Raw genomic sequence first — 20,166 nt, 5'->3', positions numbered from 1 at the left:
TCATTTTGTCTTAAAAAATAGCTTTTATACTGACTTTTTGACTTGATAAAGTTTTGTATCTTTGCCAAAAAAAGCAATCAAATGAGTTTATACGATCAACTTTTTGGCAATGCAGCGCCTCATAAAGATACAAAAAATTCTCCAAATTGGATTCCTTTAACAACTGAAAATCAGTTAGAAGAAATTAAAAATAGTTCCAAAAATAAGAGCGTTGTAATTTTTAAACATTCTACTTCTTGTGGAATTAGCAATATGGTAATCAAACGATTTGAAAAACTCTTTACAGAAGAACATCAGTCAATGGAGGTGTATTATCTAGATTTATTGAACTATAGAAGTATTTCAAACGAAATTTCAAGGATATTTGAAGTAGTGCATGAATCCCCGCAAGTATTGGTCATTAAAAATGAAGTTTCGGTATTTGATGCCTCTCATTATGACATTTTAGAAATAAATTTATCAAGATTTCTATAGCATATATTTGCATGAAACCCTTTTAAAGTCTTATTTTTGCTACCTAAAATCAAAGGCACTTGTCAAATAACATCGTTTCAGAAAATAAAATAGGTAAAGAGTTATACGGATATCAAAAAGAAGCACTTCAAGAAATCTTTAAACGATTTGAAGGTGCCCCAGATGATTATCATTTACTATATCAATTGCCTACAGGAGGTGGAAAAACGGTTATTTTTTCTGAAATTGTTAGGCGCTATTTAGAGCGTTACAACAAAAAAGTATTGGTATTAACGCATCGAATTGAGTTGAGCAAACAAACTTCTAAAATGCTCAATGAATTTCATGTAACCAATAAAATCATCAATTCTACTGCAAAATTAGACGATCAAGACAATTACAGTTGTTTTGTGGCGATGGTTGAAACTTTGAACAATCGTTTGAATGATGAAAAATTCGATATTTCAAACATTGGATTGGTGATTGTAGATGAGGCACATTACAATTCATTTACTAAAATTTTTAAGTTTTTTGATGATTGTTTTATCCTTGGTGTTACTGCAACTCCTTTGAGTTCAAACATTAAATTGCCTATGTATGAGAATTATCAAGAGTTGTTTGTAGGTGAATCTATTCAGCAATTGATTGATAATGAGTATCTTGCTAAAGCAAATATGTATTCTTACAATGTAGGTTTAACTTCTTTAGAGGTAGGTGCCAATGGTGATTATACCGTAAAATCATCCGAAGATTTATACACCAATGCAGACATGCTTTCGAAGTTGGTTTCTGCCTACGAAGAAACAGTAAAAGGTAAAAAAACACTGATTTTCAATAACGGAATCAATACCTCTATCCAGGTTTTTCATGCCTTTAAAAAAGCAGGATATCCCATTGCTCATTTAGACAACACCAATACCAAAAAAGAACGCGAACTCATTTTGCGTTGGTTTCACAAAACCCCCAATGCCATTATTACATCCGTAAGTATTTTAACAACTGGTTTTGATGAGCCAAGTATTGAAGCAATTATCCTAAACAGAGCTACGAAATCACTCACTTTATACTATCAAATGATAGGAAGGGGTTCACGTATTTTTGGAAATAAAACTACTTTTGATGTCGTAGATTTGGGAAATAATTTTTACAGATTTGGTCCTTGGGGAGCAGATTTAGATTGGCAAAAAATGTTTAAATCGCCAGATTATTATTTGAATGCCATATTATCTGACGAAGAAATTGAAAGCTCTTTTAGATACGAATTGCCTGCGGATGTTAAAAAAGATTTCGCCAACTCAAAAGACTTATTTTTTGATGTTAAAAGAGTGTATATCGAAACCATTAGAGCAGGAGAGTCCTCTAAACGAGTTTTGGAAAAATCCATAGAGCACCATGCAAAAATTTGTGTAGAAAACAGCGAAGATGTTTTTGATGCGTTGATTTTAGCCAAAAAATTAGGAGAAGAAATTGACGACAGAATTAATAGATATGCCAAATGCATCTCAAAAAGTACACATAATTTTGTAACTTGGTTGAAAGACGATTATCGAAAAAAATTGAATACCCATTTGCGTTCGAATTTTGATGAAATTTACGAACAAATTCATGGACATCCGCCTGAAGATTAAAGGTTTAAAATAAAATAAATACCTAAGTTGAAAAAAAAATCACTTTTTTTTACTTTTATGATTTTGTATGTTAAAAACAATTATTTTTGCGATACATATGTAAGTAAAATGTTTTGTTTTTCTGATTTCGAACGTTATCAATTTTTGGAGAAAAGAAGCCACTCAGCATTCTGGAAATGCTACAAAAAAAGTGAGATTTCTCCATTTTATTTTCTAAAAGAATTGCAACGATATTTTAAATTGCACGTTGTTTACCTGCAAATCATCCAGTAATTAATATCACTTTTGCATACCAAATTTTTCATACTAAAATGCCTATTATTTTAGTTTAAACTATTTATTATACCTTATTAAAACAGAAAGTGAATACAAAATATAAAGATTTAATAGACCAAACATTTGTTTTTCCTCAAGAAGAATTTAAAACTGAAAACAATAAATTATTCTGGCATGACATTAATTTAATGGATTTAATTGAGCAATATGGCTCTCCATTAAAATTTACGTATTTGCCAAAAATCTCAGAAAATATCAATAAAGCCAAAGATTGGTTCAAGCAAAGTATGAAAAAGCACAAGTACAAAGGCAAGTATTTTTACAGCTATTGTACCAAAAGTTCACACTTTAAATACGTATTAGATGAGGCTTTAAAAAATGATATTCATATTGAAACTTCATCAGCTTTTGACATTGATATCGTTAAAAACTTGAAAAAGGAAGGTAAAATTACCAACAAAAATTTTGTAATCTGTAATGGATTTAAAAGAGATCAATACATTGAAAATATTGCTGATTTGATCAATTCTGGTCACAATAATTGCATTCCAATTATCGATAATTACGAAGAATTAGAGTTGTTGCAAGGGCAAATCAAAAAGAAATTCAAGGTTGGTATTAGAATCGCATCAGAAGAGGAACCAAAATTTGAGTTTTACACCTCAAGATTAGGTATAGGATACAAGAATATTGTTTCTTTCTATGAAAGAGAAATTGCTGATGATAAAAAAGTAGAATTAAAAATGTTGCATTTTTTTATCAATACAGGGATTAGAGACAATGCGTATTATTGGAACGAGTTGTTGAAATGTATTTCTGTCTATATCAGCTTAAAAAAAGTGTGCCCAACATTGGATAGTTTGAATATTGGAGGTGGCTTTCCAATCAAAAATTCGTTGGCATTTGAATTTGATTACCAATATATGATTGATGAAATTATATATCAAATCAACGAATCATGTAAAGATGCAGAAGTTGATGTGCCGCATATTTTTACAGAATTTGGTAGTTTTACTGTAGGTGAAGCTAGTGGCGCCATTTATGAAGTATTGTATCAGAAAAAACAAAACGATCGTGAACGTTGGAATATGATCAACTCATCATTCATCACTACATTACCAGATTCTTGGGCAATTAACAAACGTTTTATCATGTTGCCCATCAATAAATGGAATTACAAATACGAACGTGTTTTATTGGGTGGATTGACTTGTGATAGCGATGACTATTACAATTCAGAACAACATATCAATGCCATATATTTGCCCATTTATGAAAAAGACAGACCTTTATATATCGGATTTTTTAACACAGGTGCATACCAAGAAACCATAGGTGGATTTGGAGGTTTACAACACTGTTTGGTGCCACATCCAAAAATGATTTTGATAGATAAAGATGCAGAAGGTAATATTGTTACCAAAGTATTTAAAGAACAACAAAAAAGTAGTGAGCTTTTATCTATTTTGGGATATTAATTTTACTATTTTTGAAACATAAAAAAATTAAACTGATTAAAAAATAAAATGAAAACGTACGCAGGAATTCCAGAAAATCATGCAACATTAAGCAATTCAAAAATTGTATTGATTCCTGTTCCTTATGAAGGAACAAACAGATGGCAAAAAGGCGCAAGTAAAGGTCCTCAGGCTTTTTTAGAAGCCTCAGAAAACATGGAGTTGTATGATATTGAAACCGATTCTGAAGTATACAAAGAAGGCGTTTTTTTAGCTGATGCAATTACCGAGAATTCCTCACCTCAAGCCATGGTTAATGCGGTGCATCAAACCGTAAAAAAATTCATCAATAGAAACAAATTTGTAACCATTTTTGGTGGCGAACATTCCGTTTCTATTGGAACTGTAAAAGCGTTCAACGATTGTTTTCAAAGTTTAACTGTATTGCATCTTGATGCGCATGCCAATTTAAGAAAAGAATTTGAAGGCTCTCCATACCACCACAAGTGTGCGATGTATGAAGCAAACCAAAATACCAATTTAGTGCAAGTTGGTATCAGAAGTATGGATATTTCTGAAAAAAGAACCATGAATCCAGACAAAGTATTTTTTGCTCATGATATGGCTGTTAACGAATATTGGATGGATGATGTTATCGATCAATTAACCACTAATGTTTTTATCAGTTTTGATTTTTCTGCATTGGATGCATCTCTATTTTCAGCTACAGGAAATCCTGTTTCAGGAGGATTGTTTTATTACGAAACCTTAGAATTCTTAAAAAGAGTTTTTGCTGAGAAAAATGTAGTTGGATTTGATATGGCTGAATTTTGTCCAAATCCAAATCAAAAAACGTCTGATTCGTTGGCCGCAAAATTGTACTACAAAATGTTAAGTTATAAATTTTCATCAAAAGATGATACTTATGACACAGACGATTCAAACCCAAATAATAATCCTTTTAGTAAACTGTCTAAATTTAAAAACGACGAAGAGGAATTCTAAAACCATTGAATGATTAAAAGTATCGAGAATATCGAATTAAAGTATCTGACTATCAATGATTATCAGGAGTTAAAACAAGCCATGATTGAGGTGTATGCAAATATGCAAAACATCTATTGGGAAGAATCTCAAATACAATCATTGATTACTAAATTTCCTGAAGGTCAAATTGTTATCAAAATAAATAATCAAATTGCAGGTTGTGCGCTATCTATAATTTTAGATTATGACAAGTTTGATGGTCATCATACTTTTAAAGAAATTACGGGTAATTATACTTTTAAAACTCACAATAGCAAAGGAAATGTATTGTATGGTATTGAAATTTTTATCAAACCAGAATACAGAGGTTTACGATTAGGAAGACGTTTGTACGATTATCGAAAAGAATTGTGCGAACAACTGAATCTAAAAGGTATTGCTTTTGGAGGTAGAATTCCGAATTACCATAAATTCTCTGCTGAAATTTCACCAAAAGAGTATATTGAAAAAGTAAAGCGCAAAGAAATTCACGATCCTGTTTTAAATTTTCAGATTTCTAATGATTTTCATCCATCAAAAGTGATGAAAGGATATTTAGAAGGCGATAAAGAATCTAATGAATATGCAGTTTTATTAGAGTGGGATAACGTATATTATGAAAAAGAAAAAACACAAGCGGCTACTAAAAAAAGGGTAGTTCGTTTGGGATTGATTCAATGGCAAATGCGTTTGTATAAAGGTTTAGAAGGATTGATGGAGCAAGCAGAGTTTTTCATAGATTCCGTTTCTGCTTACAGATGTGATTTTGCCTTATTTCCTGAATTTTTCAATGCGCCTTTAATGGCAGAAAACAATCATTTACCAGAATCTCAAGCAATTAGAGAATTGGCAAAACATACACCAGGAATTGTAAAAAAGTTTTCAGAATTAGCGATTTCTTACAACATCAATATCATTACTGGGAGTATGCCCGAAGTAAAAAATGAATTATTGTACAATGTTGGCTATTTGTGTAAGCGTGATGGAAGTGTAGAACGTTATGAAAAATTACACGTAACACCAGATGAAGCAAAAGTTTGGGGTATGCAAGGTGGAAGTGAATTAAAAACCTTTGATACGGATTGTGGAAAAATAGGGATTTTAATTTGTTATGATTCAGAATTTCCTGAATTAAGTAGACTTTTAGCAGATGAAGGTATGGATATTTTATTCATTCCTTTTTTAACAGATACTCAAAATGGCTACTCAAGAGTGCGTCATTGTGCACAAGCAAGAGCCATTGAAAACGAGTGCTATGTTGCCATTGCAGGAAGTGTTGGTAATTTACCAAAAGTAAATAATATGGATATTCAGTACGCACAATCTATGGTATTTACGCCTTGTGATTTTTCATTTCCAGCAAACGGAATCAAAGCAGAATCAACTACCAATACCGAAATGATTTTAATTGCAGATGTTGATTTAGATTTACTGAAAGATTTGAATCAATTTGGAAGCGTACGAAATTTAAAAGATAGAAGAAAAGACATTTTTGAAGTGCGAAAACTTCAATAACAAACCAATAAAAAAATGAATAAACCAATCACCAATTTTATAGAAAAATACTTTTTACATTTCAATGCAGCTGCTTTAGTAGATGCTGCAAAAGGATATGAAAAACAATTGAATGATGGCTCTAAAATGCTAGTTTCATTAGCAGGAGCTATGAGTACTGCTGAATTAGGAAAAATATTCGCAGAGATAATCAGAAAAGATAAAGTGCAAATTATTTCTTGTACAGGAGCGAATTTAGAGGAAGATGTAATGAATTTAGTAGCACATTCTCACTACAAACGTGTACCAAATTACCGTGATTTAACACCACAAGACGAATGGGATTTGTTAGAAAAAGGCTTGAACAGAGTAACAGATACCTGTATACCTGAAGAAGAAGCTTTTAGACGTCTACAAAAACACATCGTAAAAATCTGGAAAGATGCTGAAGCCAAAGGCGAACGTTATTTTCCACATGAATTCATGTACAAATTATTACTTTCAGGAGTTTTAGAACAGTATTATGAAATAGATATTAAAAACTCTTGGATGTATGCTGCTGCTGAGAAAAACCTACCAATGGTAGTTCCAGGTTGGGAAGATTCAACGATGGGAAATATTTTTGCATCCTATGTTTTAAAAGGAGAAATCAAAGCTAGTACCATGAAATCAGGAATTGAATACATGACCTTTTTGGCAGACTGGTACACGCAAAATTCTGAAAACGGAATCGGATTTTTTCAAATAGGAGGTGGTATTGCAGGTGATTTTCCAATCTGTGTTGTGCCTATGCTTTACCAAGATATGGAAAGAACTGACACGCCATTTTGGAGTTATTTCTGTCAAATTTCCGATTCAACAACCAGTTATGGTTCGTATTCAGGAGCTGTTCCTAACGAAAAAATTACGTGGGGTAAATTGGATATTGATACGCCAAAATTCATCATTGAAAGTGATGCCACCATTGTTGCACCTTTGATTTTTGCGTATTTATTAGAGATGTAAAAATTTTAAAAAAAATACATCAAAAACACCTTTAAAAAGAAAAAAGATTTTAATTTCGTAATAGTAAAAACGAACGTATGAAAAGAGTAATTGTAGATTACGCTAAACTGACAAAAGATATATTAAATATGCTAATCGAAAAATATCCTGATGGATACGATTATAGCGATATCATTTCTTTTAAAAATGCAAAAGGAGAAACCATTAAAGCTGTAGAAGTAAGAACAGAGGACACTATTTATCTAGTGAAAATCAGTTCTAAATTAGAGCAAACTATGGAAGATTTTGCTGATGATGAAGATTCATTTGATGATAATGAAGACTTTGATGTAAACATTGATGAAGAAGATGTTGCTGAAGAAGATTAATTTCTTTTTTTATGCATCTTTACTGATATTTAAAACCTCACAATTTTGTGAGGTTTTTTTGTGAGTTTAACATTTAATTGTTTTACAAAATTTTGTAACAAAAGGCTTTAAAATATCATGTTAGTAACTGAAAATTTCATGTTATTTTTTGCTACTTTCGCCCAAAAATTTCGAGAGTTTTATGAAGATTGTAAAGAACCTTTTTTTATCATCAATTACCTTATTTTTGGTTTTGATGTTATACAATTGTGGTAGTACCAATAAAATTGAAGCTTTAAAGCCATATCCCTCAAATAACGATCCAATTGCTTATAAATCAACTACTTCAACGATAAGTATGCCCATGGAAATTACGTTGAAAGAAATTGAAAATCAACTCAATAAATCTTTAAATGGGTTGATTTATGAAGATACCAATGCAAAGGATGATCAGACCGAAATGAAAATCTGGAAAACAGGCGTCATTCAATTAACTGAAAAAAACGGTAAAATTCAGTCGGTAATCCCTTTAAAAATTTCTGTAAAATATACTTACGGAGCGGAATTTATGGGTTTGACAGATACTAGAGAAATATTGCTTAGTGGAAAAATCACGTTGAGTAGTTCCGTAAAATTATCAAATTGGATGATGAAAACGAATTCTAAAATCGAAGGAATCCAATGGAATGAGACTCCATCAGTACTTGTTGCAGGAAAAAAAGTTCCTATTACCTATATCATAAACCCAACATTGACTATTTTTAAAGGAACGATAGCTCAAAAAATTGATGAGGCAATTTCGCAATCTTGCAATTTTAAACCTTATGTTTTAGATGTTTTAGAAACCATGAGTTTGCCAATTAAAACCAGTCCTGAATATGAAACTTGGTTTAAAATTGTCCCTATTGAAGTATATGTAACGGATGCTGTTTTACAAAAAAACAAAGTCGTAATGGATCTAGGTTTAAAATGTAACATGGTAACGCATGTTGGTCAAGAACCTGAAAAATCCATTGACAAAGCAGCAATTTCTTTCAAACCTGTTGCCAAAATACCCACACAAACAAATGCATCCATTGCAGCAATTTCTACCTATGAAAATGCTTCAAGAATCATCACTAAAAATTTTCAGGGAAAAGAATTCTCTTCAGGAAGTAGAAAAATTACCGTCCAAAAAGTTGATTTATGGCTCAAAGACGGAAAAATGATTTTCGCTCTAAACATGGCAGGAAGTGTCAATGGAACTTTGTATTTATCAGGAATTCCGAATTACAACACGATTACAAAAGAAATTTATTTTGACCAATTAGATTATGTGCTCAACAGCAAAGGTATTCTTACAAAAACTGCAAATTGGTTGCTACAAGGGACTATTTTAAAGAAAATTCAAGAAAATTGTCGCTATTCTGTGCAAGATAATTTAGACGAAGCTAAGAAAAGCATGTTGCCTTATTTGAATAATTTTTCACCAATGAAAGGCGTTTTTATAAATGGCAGTTTAGACGATTTTTATTTTGAAAAAGTTGAACTTACAGACAAAGCCATCATTGCATTTATAAAAGGCAGTGGAAAAATGAAGATTTTTATTGATGGGATGGAATAGTTGAGGTTGATACTTTGAAAACATATTATAACCTACTTTAAGTCCTACAAAAAAAAATTCAGGATTTTAAAACCAAAAAACCTCACAATTGTGAGGTTTTTTTAAGAATATTAAATTTTAAACGTTGAACTAACAGCCTATTTCGCAGGCAATATTTTCCCAGAACATTCTCCAAAACCAATACGAACTTTGCTGTTTTTGCAATGTGCACGCATAATTACAGTATCATGATCATTGATGAATTTTCGGGTTGTTCCGTCTTTTAGCGTAATTGGATTTTGACCTTTCCAAGTCAATTCGAGCATAGAACCAAAACTATCTTTTGTAGGACCTGAAATTGTTCCTGAACCCATCATATCTCCAGATTCTACAGGACAACCATTTACAGTATGATGTGCCAATTGTTGTGCCATTGTCCAATACATATACTTGAAGTTTGAGTTGCTTACAACAGTTTCTTCACCATTTTCAGGTTTAATAGCTACTTGCAAATGAATATCAAAACTGCCTTTACCTTTTTGTTTTAAATAGGGAAGAGGCTCAATTTCTTGTTTTGGATTGTCCACTCTAAATGGCTCTAAAGCATCTAAAGTTACAATCCAAGGTGAAATGGTTGATGCAAAATTCTTTCCTAAAAATGGGCCTAAGGGCACATATTCCCAAGCCTGAATATCTCTGGCAGACCAATCATTAAACTGCACCAATCCAAAAATATATTCTTCTGCTTCGTCAATATCAATTCGTTCTCCTAAAACATTAGCATCAGTAGTGATAAACGCCATTTCCAATTCAAAATCCAACAATTTTGTAGGACCAAATCCAGGTGTGTTACTACCTTCTGCAGGTTTTGTTTGTCCGTAAGGTCTTCTGATGGGAGTTCCTGAAGGAACAATTGATGAACTTCTTCCATGATATCCAATAGGAATGTGCAACCAATTTGGCAACAATGCATTTTCAGGATCTCTAAACAGCGAACCTACATTGGTTGCGTGTTCTTTGCTAGCATAAAAATCGGTATAATCGCCAATGGCAACTGGCAATAACATTTCAATTTCATCCATCCTAAAGATGATTTTGTCTTTATGATCAGCATTGTCTCTTAAAATTCCGTTTTTTACATCAAAAACTTCGGCAATTCTATTCCTTACCAAACGCCAAGTTTTACGACCATCTGCTATAAAATCATTCAAATTATCTTGTAAAAACATATCGTCTGTTAACGGAATACCATCAAAATAGCCTAATTGATGAAAAGCCCCCAAATCAATTGCATAATCACCAATTCTACTTCCAATAGTGATGATATCATCTCTAGTGATAAAAACACCAAAAGGAATGTTTTGAATAGGGAAATCAGAATCTGGTTCAACTTTCAACCAAGATTTTCTATTGGGGTTATTTGCGGTTATAATCATTTTATTGAAATAATATTTTTTCAAACCTACATAATTTTTTGACATTTTAAAACAAAAAAATCATGAAAAATTTAAATTTAACAAGACTTTAGTTGGATTCAAATAATTATTGATAAAATGTTAAAAACATCCATAAAACATATTTCTCAACGAATTCCTTTTTCTTATTTTTGTAACTTCTTTTTAAAAACAAACAAATGCAATTAGATCATCAAATTTTCGACCTTATAGAGCAAGAAAATGAAAGACAACTACATGGATTAGAATTAATCGCTTCTGAAAATTTTGTAAGCGACCAAGTAATGAGAGCTCAAGGGTCTGTATTGACCAATAAATATGCTGAAGGATATCCTGAAAAAAGATATTATGGAGGTTGTGAAATTGTGGATATTGTAGAACAAATTGCTATTGACAGAGCCAAAGAATTATTTGGAGCTTCGTATGTAAATGTACAGCCACACTCTGGATCGCAAGCAAATACGGCTGTTTTTGCAGCTTGTTTAAATCCTGGTGATAAAATTTTAGGATTTGATTTGTCTCATGGAGGACATTTAACACACGGTTCGCCTGTAAACTTTTCTGGAAAATTATACAAACCATCTTTTTATGGTGTTGAGAGAGAAACAGGAGTTTTGAATTATGATAAAATTCAAGAAATCGCAGCAATCGAAAAACCAAAATTAATCATAGCTGGTGCCTCTGCATATTCAAGAGACATGGATTTTAAACGTTTTAGGGAAATTGCAGACAGTGTTGGTGCTATTTTGATGGCAGATATTTCACATCCTGCAGGATTGATTGCAAAGGGAATTTTGAATGATCCAATTCCGCATTGCCATATTGTTACAACAACAACGCACAAAACATTGAGAGGTCCAAGAGGAGGAATGATAATGGTTGGTGAAGATTTTGAAAATACCTTTGGTGATTTATTGAAAAACGGAACACCTAAAAAAATATCAACCTTGTTAAATTCGGCTGTTTTCCCAGGAAATCAAGGAGGACCTTTAGAGCATGTAATAGCTGCAAAAGCAGTGGCTTTTGGGGAGGCTTTGACAGATGAATTTTTAGAATATCAGATTCAAGTGAAGAAAAATGCGGCTAAAATGGCAGCAGAATTTGTTTCAAGAGGCTATCATTTAATTTCTGGAGGAACAGACAACCACTGTATGTTGATTGATTTGCACAACAAAAATATTTCAGGAAAAGATGCAGAAATTGCTCTTGGTAAGGCAGATATTACCGTAAATAAAAATATGGTTCCTTTTGATGATAAGAGTCCTTTTATTACTTCAGGAATTCGTGTTGGTACTCCTGCTGTTACCACTCGTGGGTTGAAAGAAGATGACATGGTAAAAATTGTTGATTTTATTGACGAATCAATTCAAAATGCTGATAATGAGGCTGCATTGCATGATATTGGAGAACGTGTTTCTGATATGATGAGTGCACGAAGATTATTTGTAATGTAATTTTTACAACATAAAATTAAAAAGGCATCAAATTTTTGATGCCTTTTTTTATACGAAAAGAATCCAAAAAGGTATTGAAAACCTAGCAGGATTTTAATTTTTTATTATTGATTTTCTAAAGCTCTGTCTAATAAATTTTGAGGCAAACTTTTTGAAGCAGTTGCGCCTAATTGTTTGATATTCTCCACTTTACTAATTAAGTTACCTCTTCCTGTAAGTTTTTTCATAGAAACATCGTAAGTTCCTTGAACTGTTTTTAATTGATTACCAACTTTAATCAAATCTTCGGTTAAGTTTACAAATTGATCATACAAAGCACCAGCTTGTCTGGCAATTTCAATGACATTTCGTTTTTGGTTTTCTTGTCTCCACATAGAAGAAATCGTACTCAAAGTAGCTAATAAAGTAGAAGTTGAAACCAAGACAATATTTTTATCTAATGCCTCTAAATACAAACTATCACTTTTACTTAAAGCCAATAAATAAGCAGGTTCAATCGGAACAAACATCAACACATAATCTGGTGAATTGATGTCATATAATTTTTCGTATTTCTTTTCGCTCAAATCTTTAAAATGTTTGCGAATACTTTCTACATGATTTTTTAAATATAGTGATTTATCCTCTTCGTTTTCAGCACTATAATACCTTTCGTAAGCTGTTAATGACACTTTAGAGTCTATAATTAAATGTCGTTCATTGGGCAAATTGATGATAAAATCGGGCTTTTTTAATTTCCCATCTTCATCTCTATATCCTCCTTGTGTGGTAAAGTGAATGTCTTTGGTAAGGTTTGCTTTTTCTAACAAAATTTCCAATTGAGTTTCACCCCAATCACCTTGAACTTTACTATCGCCTTTTAGGGCTTTTGTCAAATTCAATGTTTCTTTACTCATTTGCTGATTCAATTCTTTCAAACCTACGATTTGTTGACGCAAAGCTGCATGATAATCAATACTTTCTTTGTGTGTTTTTTCTACTTTATCTTCAAAGCCTTTGATTTTTTCTTGCAAAGGATGTAAAATAGTTTCTAAGTTTTCTTTATTTTGAAGTGTGAATTTGCTGGATTTTTCATCCAATATTTTGTTGGCTAAGTTTTCAAATTCTTTGGTGAATTTTTCCTGAAGCTTTTCTATTTCAACTTTTTGCTCATTGAGTTTAGTTTGTAAATTATCCAAATCTGATTCCTGACGAGTTTTTACAGTCAGTAAAAATTCCTTTTCTTCTTGTAATTTTTTATACGCATCTGCCAAAACGTTTTTCTCTTGCTCTTTTGCATTTGCATTTTTTTGTTCTGAAATGATGCGTTCTTCTAAAGAGGATTTCTCTTTTTCTAGTAACGTTTTAGAAGTTTCGAAATGAAGTTTTCCTATTAATTTTCCGATAAAAAAACCTATTACACCAAAAATCAGGGCTGTAAGAGTATAAGTAAAAAATGCGTTCATCATGTCAATTTAAGTTCATAAATTTATCACTTTTATCAGACATCATGAAACGATTTGCAGGTTTTATCTTTTTTAACATTTTAGGTTGGAAAATGGATACCAATTTTCCAACTCATTTAAAAAAATATGTTGTAATTGCTGCACCTCACACAAGCTGGGTTGACTTTCCTATTGCAATTTTAGCTAGGATGAGCTCGGGAATTATGATAAATTATATTGGTAAAGATTCTCTTTTTAAAGGACCTTTTGGATTTATTTTTAGAGCATTAGGAGGCACTCCTGTTGATCGCTCAAAAAATAATAAATTGGTTGATGCCATTGTTGATATTTTTAATTCAAAAGAAGAATTCAGATTGGGATTGTCTCCAGAAGGAACTAGAAAAAAAGTAACAGAATGGAAAACAGGTTTTTATTACATTGCAAAAGGAGCAAAAGTACCTATTGTTATGGCAACGTTAGATTTTGAAAATAAGCGTATAAAAATTTCTGAACCTTACTATACCACTGATAATATGGAAAAAGATTTTGAAGTTTTTAAGGGTTTTTACCGAGATGTAAAGGGGAAAAACCCTGAACTTTCATGACATATTTTTTTTTTAGATAAATATTCACTAAAATTGCAGAGTTTTACTTTTTAAAATAGAAATTAGGGGGTCTATTTTAGATATATAGTATAAACTTTAAGTAGTTACTACTTTTCCATCTCCAGAAGTTCTTTCTGGAGATTTTTTTATCCATATTTTTCAGCTACTTTTTGGGCAATTCCAATGATAACTTCTGTTGCTTTGATCATCGATTCTACAGGCACATATTCATAGCGACCATGAAAATTATGACCTCCTGCAAAAATATTGGGGCAAGGCAATCCTTTAAAAGACAATTGTGAACCATCTGTTCCTCCTCTAATTGGCTTGATAATTGGCTGAATTCCAAGGTCAATCATTACTTCTTCAGCAATATCAACAATGTGCATTACTGGAGTAATCATCTTTTTCATATTGAAATACTGATTTTTGATATCGACCAAAACCACCGTATTTTGAAATTGTTCATTCATATCAAAAGCAATTTTTTGCAACAAATATTTTCGTTCTTCAAATTGATCAAAATCGTGATCTCTAATGATAAATTCTAATTTCGTTTCTTCAACTGAACCAGTTACATCATGCAAATGAAAAAAACCTTCATAACCCTCTGTTTTTCCGGGAATTTCAAGTGTTGGTAATGCATTTATAAAATCGGTAGCTAACAATAAAGAATTGATCATTTTCCCTTTTGCATAGCCAGGATGCACCATTTTTCCTTTGATGGTTACAACTGCACTAGCTGCGTTGAAATTTTCATATTCCAATTCCCCAATTTGACTTCCATCCATAGTATACGCCCAATCTGCTCCGAATTTTTCAACATCAAATAAATGAGCTCCTTTACCAACTTCTTCATCAGGAGTAAAACAAATTCTGATTTTTCCGTGTTTGATTTCAGGATGTTGCATCAAATATTCCATGGCTGTTACAATCTCTGTAATACCTGCTTTATCATCTGCACCTAATAAGGTAGTACCATCAGTTGTGATGATTGTTTGTCCAATATATTCTTGTAAATCTTCGAAATAATTAGGAGATAAAATGATGTTTTCAGCTTCATTGATAATGATGTCATTTCCCTGATAATTCTCAATAATTTGTGGATTCACGTTTGTTCCAGAAAAATCAGGACTCGTATCTATATGAGAAATAAAACCAATTATTGGAACATTTTCTGAAATATTGCTAGGCAAAGTTGCCATGAGATAGCAGTTTTCATCCAATTCCACTTCTTGCATTCCGATTTTAATAAGTTCTTTTTCGAGCATTTTTGCCAAAACCCATTGCTTTTCAGTACTAGGAAATGCTGAATTTTCAGGATCTGAAGTGGTGTCTATGACCACATAAGATAAAAATCGGTTAATAAGATGTTGTTTATCAATCATTTTTTAAAAATCTAAGTAGAGATTAATGAATGCTCAATTTACCAATTTTTTGGGCTCCAGACAACCAAGCTGTGTTTTTATCTATAAATTGGATGCTATAATATTGTTCATCACTAATTTTTTTCCAAGAATTTCCTCCATCATTTGAAAAAGAAATTCCAGTAATTCCAACTGCTAACAATTCTTTTCCTTGAGTATCAGGAATGTATTGTACACAACTTTTATAGCCTGCATTTTTTCCATTAGCAACCACCTTCCACGTTTTTCCTCCATCAGATGTTGTGGCAATATTGGCATAATTCTCAGTTGGTTTTGCGTAATTTCCACCTATTGCAATCCCAGTTTTTTCATCAAAAAAGTCAATAGAATAAATTCCTTGAGGTCCATTTCCTTGTATAATTGGCGTGTTAAAAATCTGCCAAGTTTCACCATAATTATCGGAAAATAAAATCCGTGCTTTTTTTCCTCCAGAACCAATCCAAACTTTTTTTCCTAAAGTTTTGATATTGGTATTGCTTGCTGCAAAAAATGCTTCTTCCTTATCAAAAAATGGCAATTTATCACAAGAAATCTTTTGCCAAGTTTGTCCACCATCACTTGTAATAATAATAGAAGCGCAATTTTCTGTTGGATCACCAACAGCAATTCCGTGAATTCCGTCTTCAAAAAATTGCAAAGCATCATAAAAAACACGTTCGTGATTTTCTTGATATACCAATTTACTTTCATCATTTTTAATTTTATACAACAATGCAGGATTTGCAATTGAAAGTGCAAAAATCGAGTTTCCATTGGTAGCTAAACTTCTAAAATGTGGTTTAATAGAATCTTGAAATACTATTTTTTTTACAGTCCATGTTTTTCCGGCATCTTTCGTAAAACCAATATCACCATTTGATCCTGCATAATGCACTGTATTCGAATTAATTGCGATAATTGCTCTGATACTTGTGCTGTCTTGTTTAAATTCATCAATTTTTATAGTTATCGAATTTCTTGGAATATAATTTTGCTGACAAGCAGTTAGTAAAAGGAAAGTGAAAATAAATAGGAATATTGATTTCATTTTTGATAATTTTATAGGACTAAAATACTTAAAATCATTTGTTGTTCATGAAAAAAGCATTGGTAATTTCTGGTGGAGGAAGTAAAGGCGCATTTGCTGGTGGCGTTGCACAATATTTAATGACCAAAGAACATCGTCATTACGATCTTTTTTTAGGAACATCAACAGGTAGCTTGATGGTTTCGCATTTGGCTTTAGGGATGTTAGATGAATTGAAATTTTTATATACCAATGTGCGCCAAGAATCCATTTTTAGCAACAATCCTTTTGTGATTAAAAAAGTAGGAGGTGAAAATGTGGTTACCATCAATCATTTAAATACACTTTGGAATTTTTTAAACGGACGAAAAACATTTGGTGAAAGCAAAAATTTACGAAAACTGATTAAAGAGAATGTCACTAGAGAAATGTTTGAAAGTATAAAAAACAATCAAAAAGAAGTAATTGTAACCGTTTCTAACCTGACAGCCAATCAAATAGAATACAAATCGAGCAATGATTGTACGTACGAAGATTTTTGCGATTGGATTTGGGGCTCTTGCAATTATGTTCCTTTTATGAGTTTGTTAGAAAAAAACAGACAGCAATATGCTGATGGAGGTTTTGGCGCTTTAGTGCCAATAAGACAGGCAATTTTAAATGGAGCAACAGAAATAGATGCTATTATTTTAGAGACAGAAGTAAGTCAGATTAATAGAATTCCGTCAAAAAATCCGTTTTCATTGTTGTTTGATGTATTCGAATTTATGTTAGCTCATGTTGAAAAACACAATATCACTATTGGAAAATTAGCTGCAAATAGCAAAGACGTAAAACTCAATTTGTATTATACACCTACCATTTTAACTACAAATTCGTTGATTTTTGATCAAAAATTGATGAGTAAATGGTGGGAATCTGGATATGATTATGCAAAATCAAAACGCGAAGAATTGATGAGCGAATTTAGACCTGATGTTTTACCTAAGGAAGAATTGCAACAACGATAAGGCTTTAAGCGTTTGAAAGTTTCTATTGTTTTAGAATTTTTGATGTTTTAATTCTTAAAATATCCTTATTTGATACTGTCTACTATCTACTGTCTACTGACTAGCTACTTTAATTCAACATACATATTATTACTGGTAGGCGAAGCCAATTTCGAATTGAAAATTTCATCCTGAAAAGGTTGAATTTTTAAATCAAAAGAGGATTTTGCTCCTGTCAAAATATAGGTAATTGTTCTATCTAACAATGGATCAGAGCGTTCACCTAAAACACCTAAATTCCCGAAATTTTCAGCCAATTCAATTCCTGGTAAACTTGTACCTGGCGTAAATCCTTCTGGATGATTTTGATTGTCTTTATTACTGATTTCCAAAACAATAGGTTGAATTGCATATGCATGCTTATTGTTTAAGTTTTTGCCATTTCTTAGCAAATTTTCAGAATCATATAAAGTGATGGAGCCTACTTGTTTTCCTACAGTTTTTCTACCAACTAAATACACATCAATATAGGCACTTAATGAATTGATCACCAATTCTGATGCAGAAGCTGTACTGCTAGAAACTATAAAATATACTTTTGTCATTCCTAAACTATTGATGCTTTCATTGAGAGTAACATTCCCATTGCTATCCACATTTCTGATTTGATTGGTGAAATTATTTACAAAACGACTTGCAGGTAGCGCATTCATTACTCTGCTATTCCAAATTTCTTTTGAGTACAATTGCCCATTAAATTGGCCAGTTATCATACTACCTAAATAGGTAGCTGTTTGTACAGATCCACCACCATTATAGCGCAAATCAACAATCAATTCATCAATATTTTGTGTTTTAAAATTGGCAAAAGCAGCATTCAATTGTCCGTCAAAAGAACTTGAAAATTGATTGTATAATAAATACCCAATTTTTTTAGTTCCCTCAGTAATTATTTTTGAAATAGCCACAGGATTTTCTTGCAATTGTGCTTTATTTAATGAAATTGAAATACCATTTGAAGTTGGATTTCCGTTATTATAATTGGCAAAACCTATGGTATAATTGGGTGAATCATTGAACAATAAATTCCCAAAATTGGTGTCTGTAAGTTGAGTTCCATTAACAGTTGTAAAAATCATCCCTCTTTGAATGCCTTTGGTTGCAGCATCCGAATTTGGTAGCACATAACGCACATAACAAAAAATATTGGTGTTCGAATTGACATATCTTACCAATCCAAATTCCATTCCACTGTTCAATGTAATTCCTTGAAAAGAGTTTTCTAAAGCCACATAATCATCAACAATTACCGAAAAACGATCTGTCAATTCAGGTTGAAAACGCAAACTTTCAAAAACCGATTCAGGAGAAGAAAATCCTCTGAAATAAGCATACAATTCTCCTAAATTTCCAAAACGATTATCGGCTAAAACAGGAACATCTTCTTGCCACAAATAATAGGTATTCATGCCTTTCCATATAAAATGATTGATTTCATCTGCAGTAGTTGGGTCTAAACCAATTCCGTCATTTTTTTCACAAGAAACCAAAAAAATAACAACTGAGAATAGGAGAGAAGAAGTGAAATTTTTCATGATAATTTTATGGATTTTTGATGTTTATGAAAACAATCAAATATACTAAAAAAAATAGTTGATTAGTTTTCATTTTGATAGTCGCTTTTGATGAAAAAACTTTACGAAACTAATTAGAATATCTTTTTTAAAATTAAATATCTTTGAAAAGTAAAAGAAAATAGGATTTTTAAAACAATGTTTATGAAAAAGTGTTTGTTATGTTTCCTCTTATTTCCCATTTTTATTTTTGGGCAACTCAATGAAAGTGACACTCTTAAAATAAAAGGACAATTGTCTTTGACAGGATTTTGGCAAGGTGGTAATGTGCAAACCGTTATTTTTAGAGCCAAAGCAGAAGGAAGTGTGATTCCGTTTAAAAACAGCGTTTTTAAAACGACCAATTCGTATGTGTATCAAGAATTCGGAAAAGTAAAAGCGGATGAAGATATTTTGAGTTTGAACTTTTTATACTTTAATACGGATAAAAAAATATATCCATTGCTTTTGGGATTTGTAAGTACCAATTTTAGACGAGAAATTGATGTACGGTATCTTTTTGGGGCAGGACTCACTTTTCAGGTGTTTAACGATAAAACGAATTGGTTAAAAGTTTCTTTATCAAGCGAATACGAACAAACAAATTTTAATAAAACCAATTTTACTCGTCCTGAATATAATGGAAATTCGACCATAAACACTTGGCGTGGAACGATTTGGTTGAATGGAAAATACTATCTATTTAAAAAGAAATTGATTTTGAATCATGAAAGTTATTTTCAACCTTCATTTCAAGATTATAAAAATTATCGTTGGCAAGCAGATGTCAGTGCAGAATTGCCTATTTGGAAATACTTAAATTTCAAAATTAGCTATTTGCATACTTCCGAAAGCTTGGTAATTGAAAATCAAAAACAAGAAGATCAGTTTTTGTCTTTCGGTTTTACTTTAAAAAGCTTTTAAAA

17 protein-coding genes are annotated in these 20,166 nt (G+C 31.8%); 12 read left to right on the top strand and 5 right to left on the bottom strand.

What is annotated here, in order from left to right:
* Positions 1-81 precede the first annotated feature (81 nt).
* The 8 genes from ytxJ to WHA43_RS02610 all read left to right on the top strand — a co-directional run bounded on the left by ytxJ (position 82) and on the right by WHA43_RS02610 (position 9,289).
* Complete coding sequence (gene ytxJ / locus WHA43_RS02645) at positions 82-474, top strand: bacillithiol system redox-active protein YtxJ (protein ID WP_340828420.1); 393 nt, start codon at positions 82-84, stop codon at positions 472-474.
* Between the two features lie 59 nt (positions 475-533).
* The gene (locus tag WHA43_RS02640) at positions 534-2,081 is read left to right on the top strand and encodes a DEAD/DEAH box helicase (RefSeq protein WP_105045608.1); all 1,548 of its coding nucleotides are present in this window, start codon (positions 534-536) and stop codon (positions 2,079-2,081) included.
* A 362-nt stretch (positions 2,082-2,443) separates the two neighbouring features.
* The gene (locus WHA43_RS02635) at positions 2,444-3,835 is read left to right on the top strand and encodes an arginine decarboxylase (RefSeq protein ID WP_105045607.1); all 1,392 of its coding nucleotides are present in this window, start codon (positions 2,444-2,446) and stop codon (positions 3,833-3,835) included.
* Positions 3,836-3,883: 48 nt separating this feature from the next.
* The gene (gene speB / locus WHA43_RS02630; RefSeq protein ID WP_105045606.1) at positions 3,884-4,819 is read left to right on the top strand and encodes an agmatinase; all 936 of its coding nucleotides are present in this window, start codon (positions 3,884-3,886) and stop codon (positions 4,817-4,819) included.
* Between the two features lie 9 nt (positions 4,820-4,828).
* Positions 4,829-6,355, top strand: a complete 1,527-nt coding sequence (locus WHA43_RS02625) for a carbon-nitrogen hydrolase family protein (RefSeq protein WP_105045605.1) — start codon at positions 4,829-4,831, stop codon at positions 6,353-6,355.
* A gap of 15 nt (positions 6,356-6,370) precedes the next feature.
* Positions 6,371-7,339, top strand: coding sequence for a deoxyhypusine synthase family protein (locus WHA43_RS02620; protein ID WP_105045604.1), 969 nt, complete (start codon positions 6,371-6,373; stop codon positions 7,337-7,339).
* Positions 7,340-7,416: 77 nt separating this feature from the next.
* Positions 7,417-7,707, top strand: a complete 291-nt coding sequence (locus WHA43_RS02615; protein ID WP_105045603.1) for a hypothetical protein — start codon at positions 7,417-7,419, stop codon at positions 7,705-7,707.
* Positions 7,708-7,888: 181 nt separating this feature from the next.
* Complete coding sequence (locus WHA43_RS02610; RefSeq protein WP_105045602.1) at positions 7,889-9,289, top strand: DUF4403 family protein; 1,401 nt, start codon at positions 7,889-7,891, stop codon at positions 9,287-9,289.
* Positions 9,290-9,426: 137 nt separating this feature from the next.
* Here WHA43_RS02610 and fahA read toward each other — a convergent pair whose 3' ends face one another.
* Positions 9,427-10,704 carry a fumarylacetoacetase gene (gene fahA, locus WHA43_RS02605; RefSeq protein WP_105047261.1) on the bottom strand — a complete coding sequence of 426 codons (1,278 nt, stop codon included), beginning with the start codon at positions 10,702-10,704 and terminating at the stop codon, positions 9,427-9,429.
* Positions 10,705-10,901: 197 nt separating this feature from the next.
* Between fahA and glyA the strand changes: the two genes are divergently transcribed.
* Positions 10,902-12,176, top strand: a complete 1,275-nt coding sequence (gene glyA, locus WHA43_RS02600; protein ID WP_105045601.1) for a serine hydroxymethyltransferase — start codon at positions 10,902-10,904, stop codon at positions 12,174-12,176.
* Between the two features lie 104 nt (positions 12,177-12,280).
* On the opposite strand, the gene rmuC is transcribed toward glyA, so the two are convergent.
* Entirely contained in the window at positions 12,281-13,624 is a 1,344-nt protein-coding gene (gene rmuC / locus WHA43_RS02595) for a DNA recombination protein RmuC (protein WP_317197466.1), read from the bottom strand.
* Between the two features lie 41 nt (positions 13,625-13,665).
* Between rmuC and WHA43_RS02590 the strand changes: the two genes are divergently transcribed.
* Positions 13,666-14,205 (top strand): 1-acyl-sn-glycerol-3-phosphate acyltransferase, encoded by a 540-nt coding sequence (locus WHA43_RS02590; protein WP_105045599.1) that lies wholly within the window; start codon positions 13,666-13,668, stop codon positions 14,203-14,205.
* 146 nt (positions 14,206-14,351) lie between these two features.
* On the opposite strand, the gene pepT is transcribed toward WHA43_RS02590, so the two are convergent.
* On the bottom strand, positions 14,352-15,593 hold the full coding sequence (pepT, locus tag WHA43_RS02585; protein ID WP_105045598.1) for a peptidase T: 1,242 nt from the start codon (positions 15,591-15,593) through the stop codon (positions 14,352-14,354).
* 22 nt (positions 15,594-15,615) lie between these two features.
* Positions 15,616-16,659 carry a WD40/YVTN/BNR-like repeat-containing protein gene (locus WHA43_RS02580; RefSeq protein WP_105045597.1) on the bottom strand — a complete coding sequence of 348 codons (1,044 nt, stop codon included), beginning with the start codon at positions 16,657-16,659 and terminating at the stop codon, positions 15,616-15,618.
* A gap of 47 nt (positions 16,660-16,706) precedes the next feature.
* On the opposite strand from WHA43_RS02580, the gene WHA43_RS02575 reads away from it, so the two are divergent.
* Positions 16,707-17,648: a patatin-like phospholipase family protein gene (locus WHA43_RS02575; protein WP_105045596.1), complete on the top strand. Its 942-nt coding sequence runs from the start codon at positions 16,707-16,709 to the stop codon at positions 17,646-17,648.
* Positions 17,649-17,752: 104 nt separating this feature from the next.
* Here the strand turns inward: WHA43_RS02575 and WHA43_RS02570 are convergent, their stop codons facing one another.
* Positions 17,753-19,222 (bottom strand): S41 family peptidase, encoded by a 1,470-nt coding sequence (locus WHA43_RS02570; protein ID WP_105045595.1) that lies wholly within the window; start codon positions 19,220-19,222, stop codon positions 17,753-17,755.
* A gap of 183 nt (positions 19,223-19,405) precedes the next feature.
* Between WHA43_RS02570 and WHA43_RS02565 the strand changes: the two genes are divergently transcribed.
* On the top strand, positions 19,406-20,164 hold the full coding sequence (locus tag WHA43_RS02565; protein WP_105047260.1) for a DUF481 domain-containing protein: 759 nt from the start codon (positions 19,406-19,408) through the stop codon (positions 20,162-20,164).
* Positions 20,165-20,166: the final 2 nt, after the last annotated feature.

The sequence above is a fragment of the Polaribacter gangjinensis genome (assembly GCF_038024125.1).
GTDB lineage: Bacteria > Bacteroidota > Bacteroidia > Flavobacteriales > Flavobacteriaceae > Polaribacter > Polaribacter gangjinensis.
The sequence above is the reverse complement of the archived record's forward strand: the minus strand, read 5'-3'. Positions and strand labels throughout refer to the sequence as shown.

What these genes read in the sequence shown, in the direction of transcription:
- ytxJ (WP_340828420.1), top strand. Translation starts at nt 82, where the DNA reads ATGAGTTTATACGATCAACTTTTTGGCAATGCAGCGCCTCATAAAGAT.
- speB (WP_105045606.1), top strand. Translation starts at nt 3,884, where the DNA reads ATGAAAACGTACGCAGGAATTCCAGAAAATCATGCAACATTAAGCAAT.
- WHA43_RS02625 (WP_105045605.1), top strand. Translation starts at nt 4,829, where the DNA reads ATGATTAAAAGTATCGAGAATATCGAATTAAAGTATCTGACTATCAAT.
- WHA43_RS02620 (WP_105045604.1), top strand. Translation starts at nt 6,371, where the DNA reads ATGAATAAACCAATCACCAATTTTATAGAAAAATACTTTTTACATTTC.
- WHA43_RS02615 (WP_105045603.1), top strand. Translation starts at nt 7,417, where the DNA reads ATGAAAAGAGTAATTGTAGATTACGCTAAACTGACAAAAGATATATTA.
- WHA43_RS02610 (WP_105045602.1), top strand. Translation starts at nt 7,889, where the DNA reads ATGAAGATTGTAAAGAACCTTTTTTTATCATCAATTACCTTATTTTTG.
- fahA (WP_105047261.1), bottom strand. Translation starts at nt 10,704, where the DNA reads ATGATTATAACCGCAAATAACCCCAATAGAAAATCTTGGTTGAAAGTT.
- glyA (WP_105045601.1), top strand. Translation starts at nt 10,902, where the DNA reads ATGCAATTAGATCATCAAATTTTCGACCTTATAGAGCAAGAAAATGAA.
- rmuC (WP_317197466.1), bottom strand. Translation starts at nt 13,624, where the DNA reads ATGATGAACGCATTTTTTACTTATACTCTTACAGCCCTGATTTTTGGT.
- WHA43_RS02590 (WP_105045599.1), top strand. Translation starts at nt 13,666, where the DNA reads ATGAAACGATTTGCAGGTTTTATCTTTTTTAACATTTTAGGTTGGAAA.
- pepT (WP_105045598.1), bottom strand. Translation starts at nt 15,593, where the DNA reads ATGATTGATAAACAACATCTTATTAACCGATTTTTATCTTATGTGGTC.
- WHA43_RS02580 (WP_105045597.1), bottom strand. Translation starts at nt 16,659, where the DNA reads ATGAAATCAATATTCCTATTTATTTTCACTTTCCTTTTACTAACTGCT.
- WHA43_RS02575 (WP_105045596.1), top strand. Translation starts at nt 16,707, where the DNA reads ATGAAAAAAGCATTGGTAATTTCTGGTGGAGGAAGTAAAGGCGCATTT.
- WHA43_RS02570 (WP_105045595.1), bottom strand. Translation starts at nt 19,222, where the DNA reads ATGAAAAATTTCACTTCTTCTCTCCTATTCTCAGTTGTTATTTTTTTG.
- WHA43_RS02565 (WP_105047260.1), top strand. Translation starts at nt 19,406, where the DNA reads ATGAAAAAGTGTTTGTTATGTTTCCTCTTATTTCCCATTTTTATTTTT.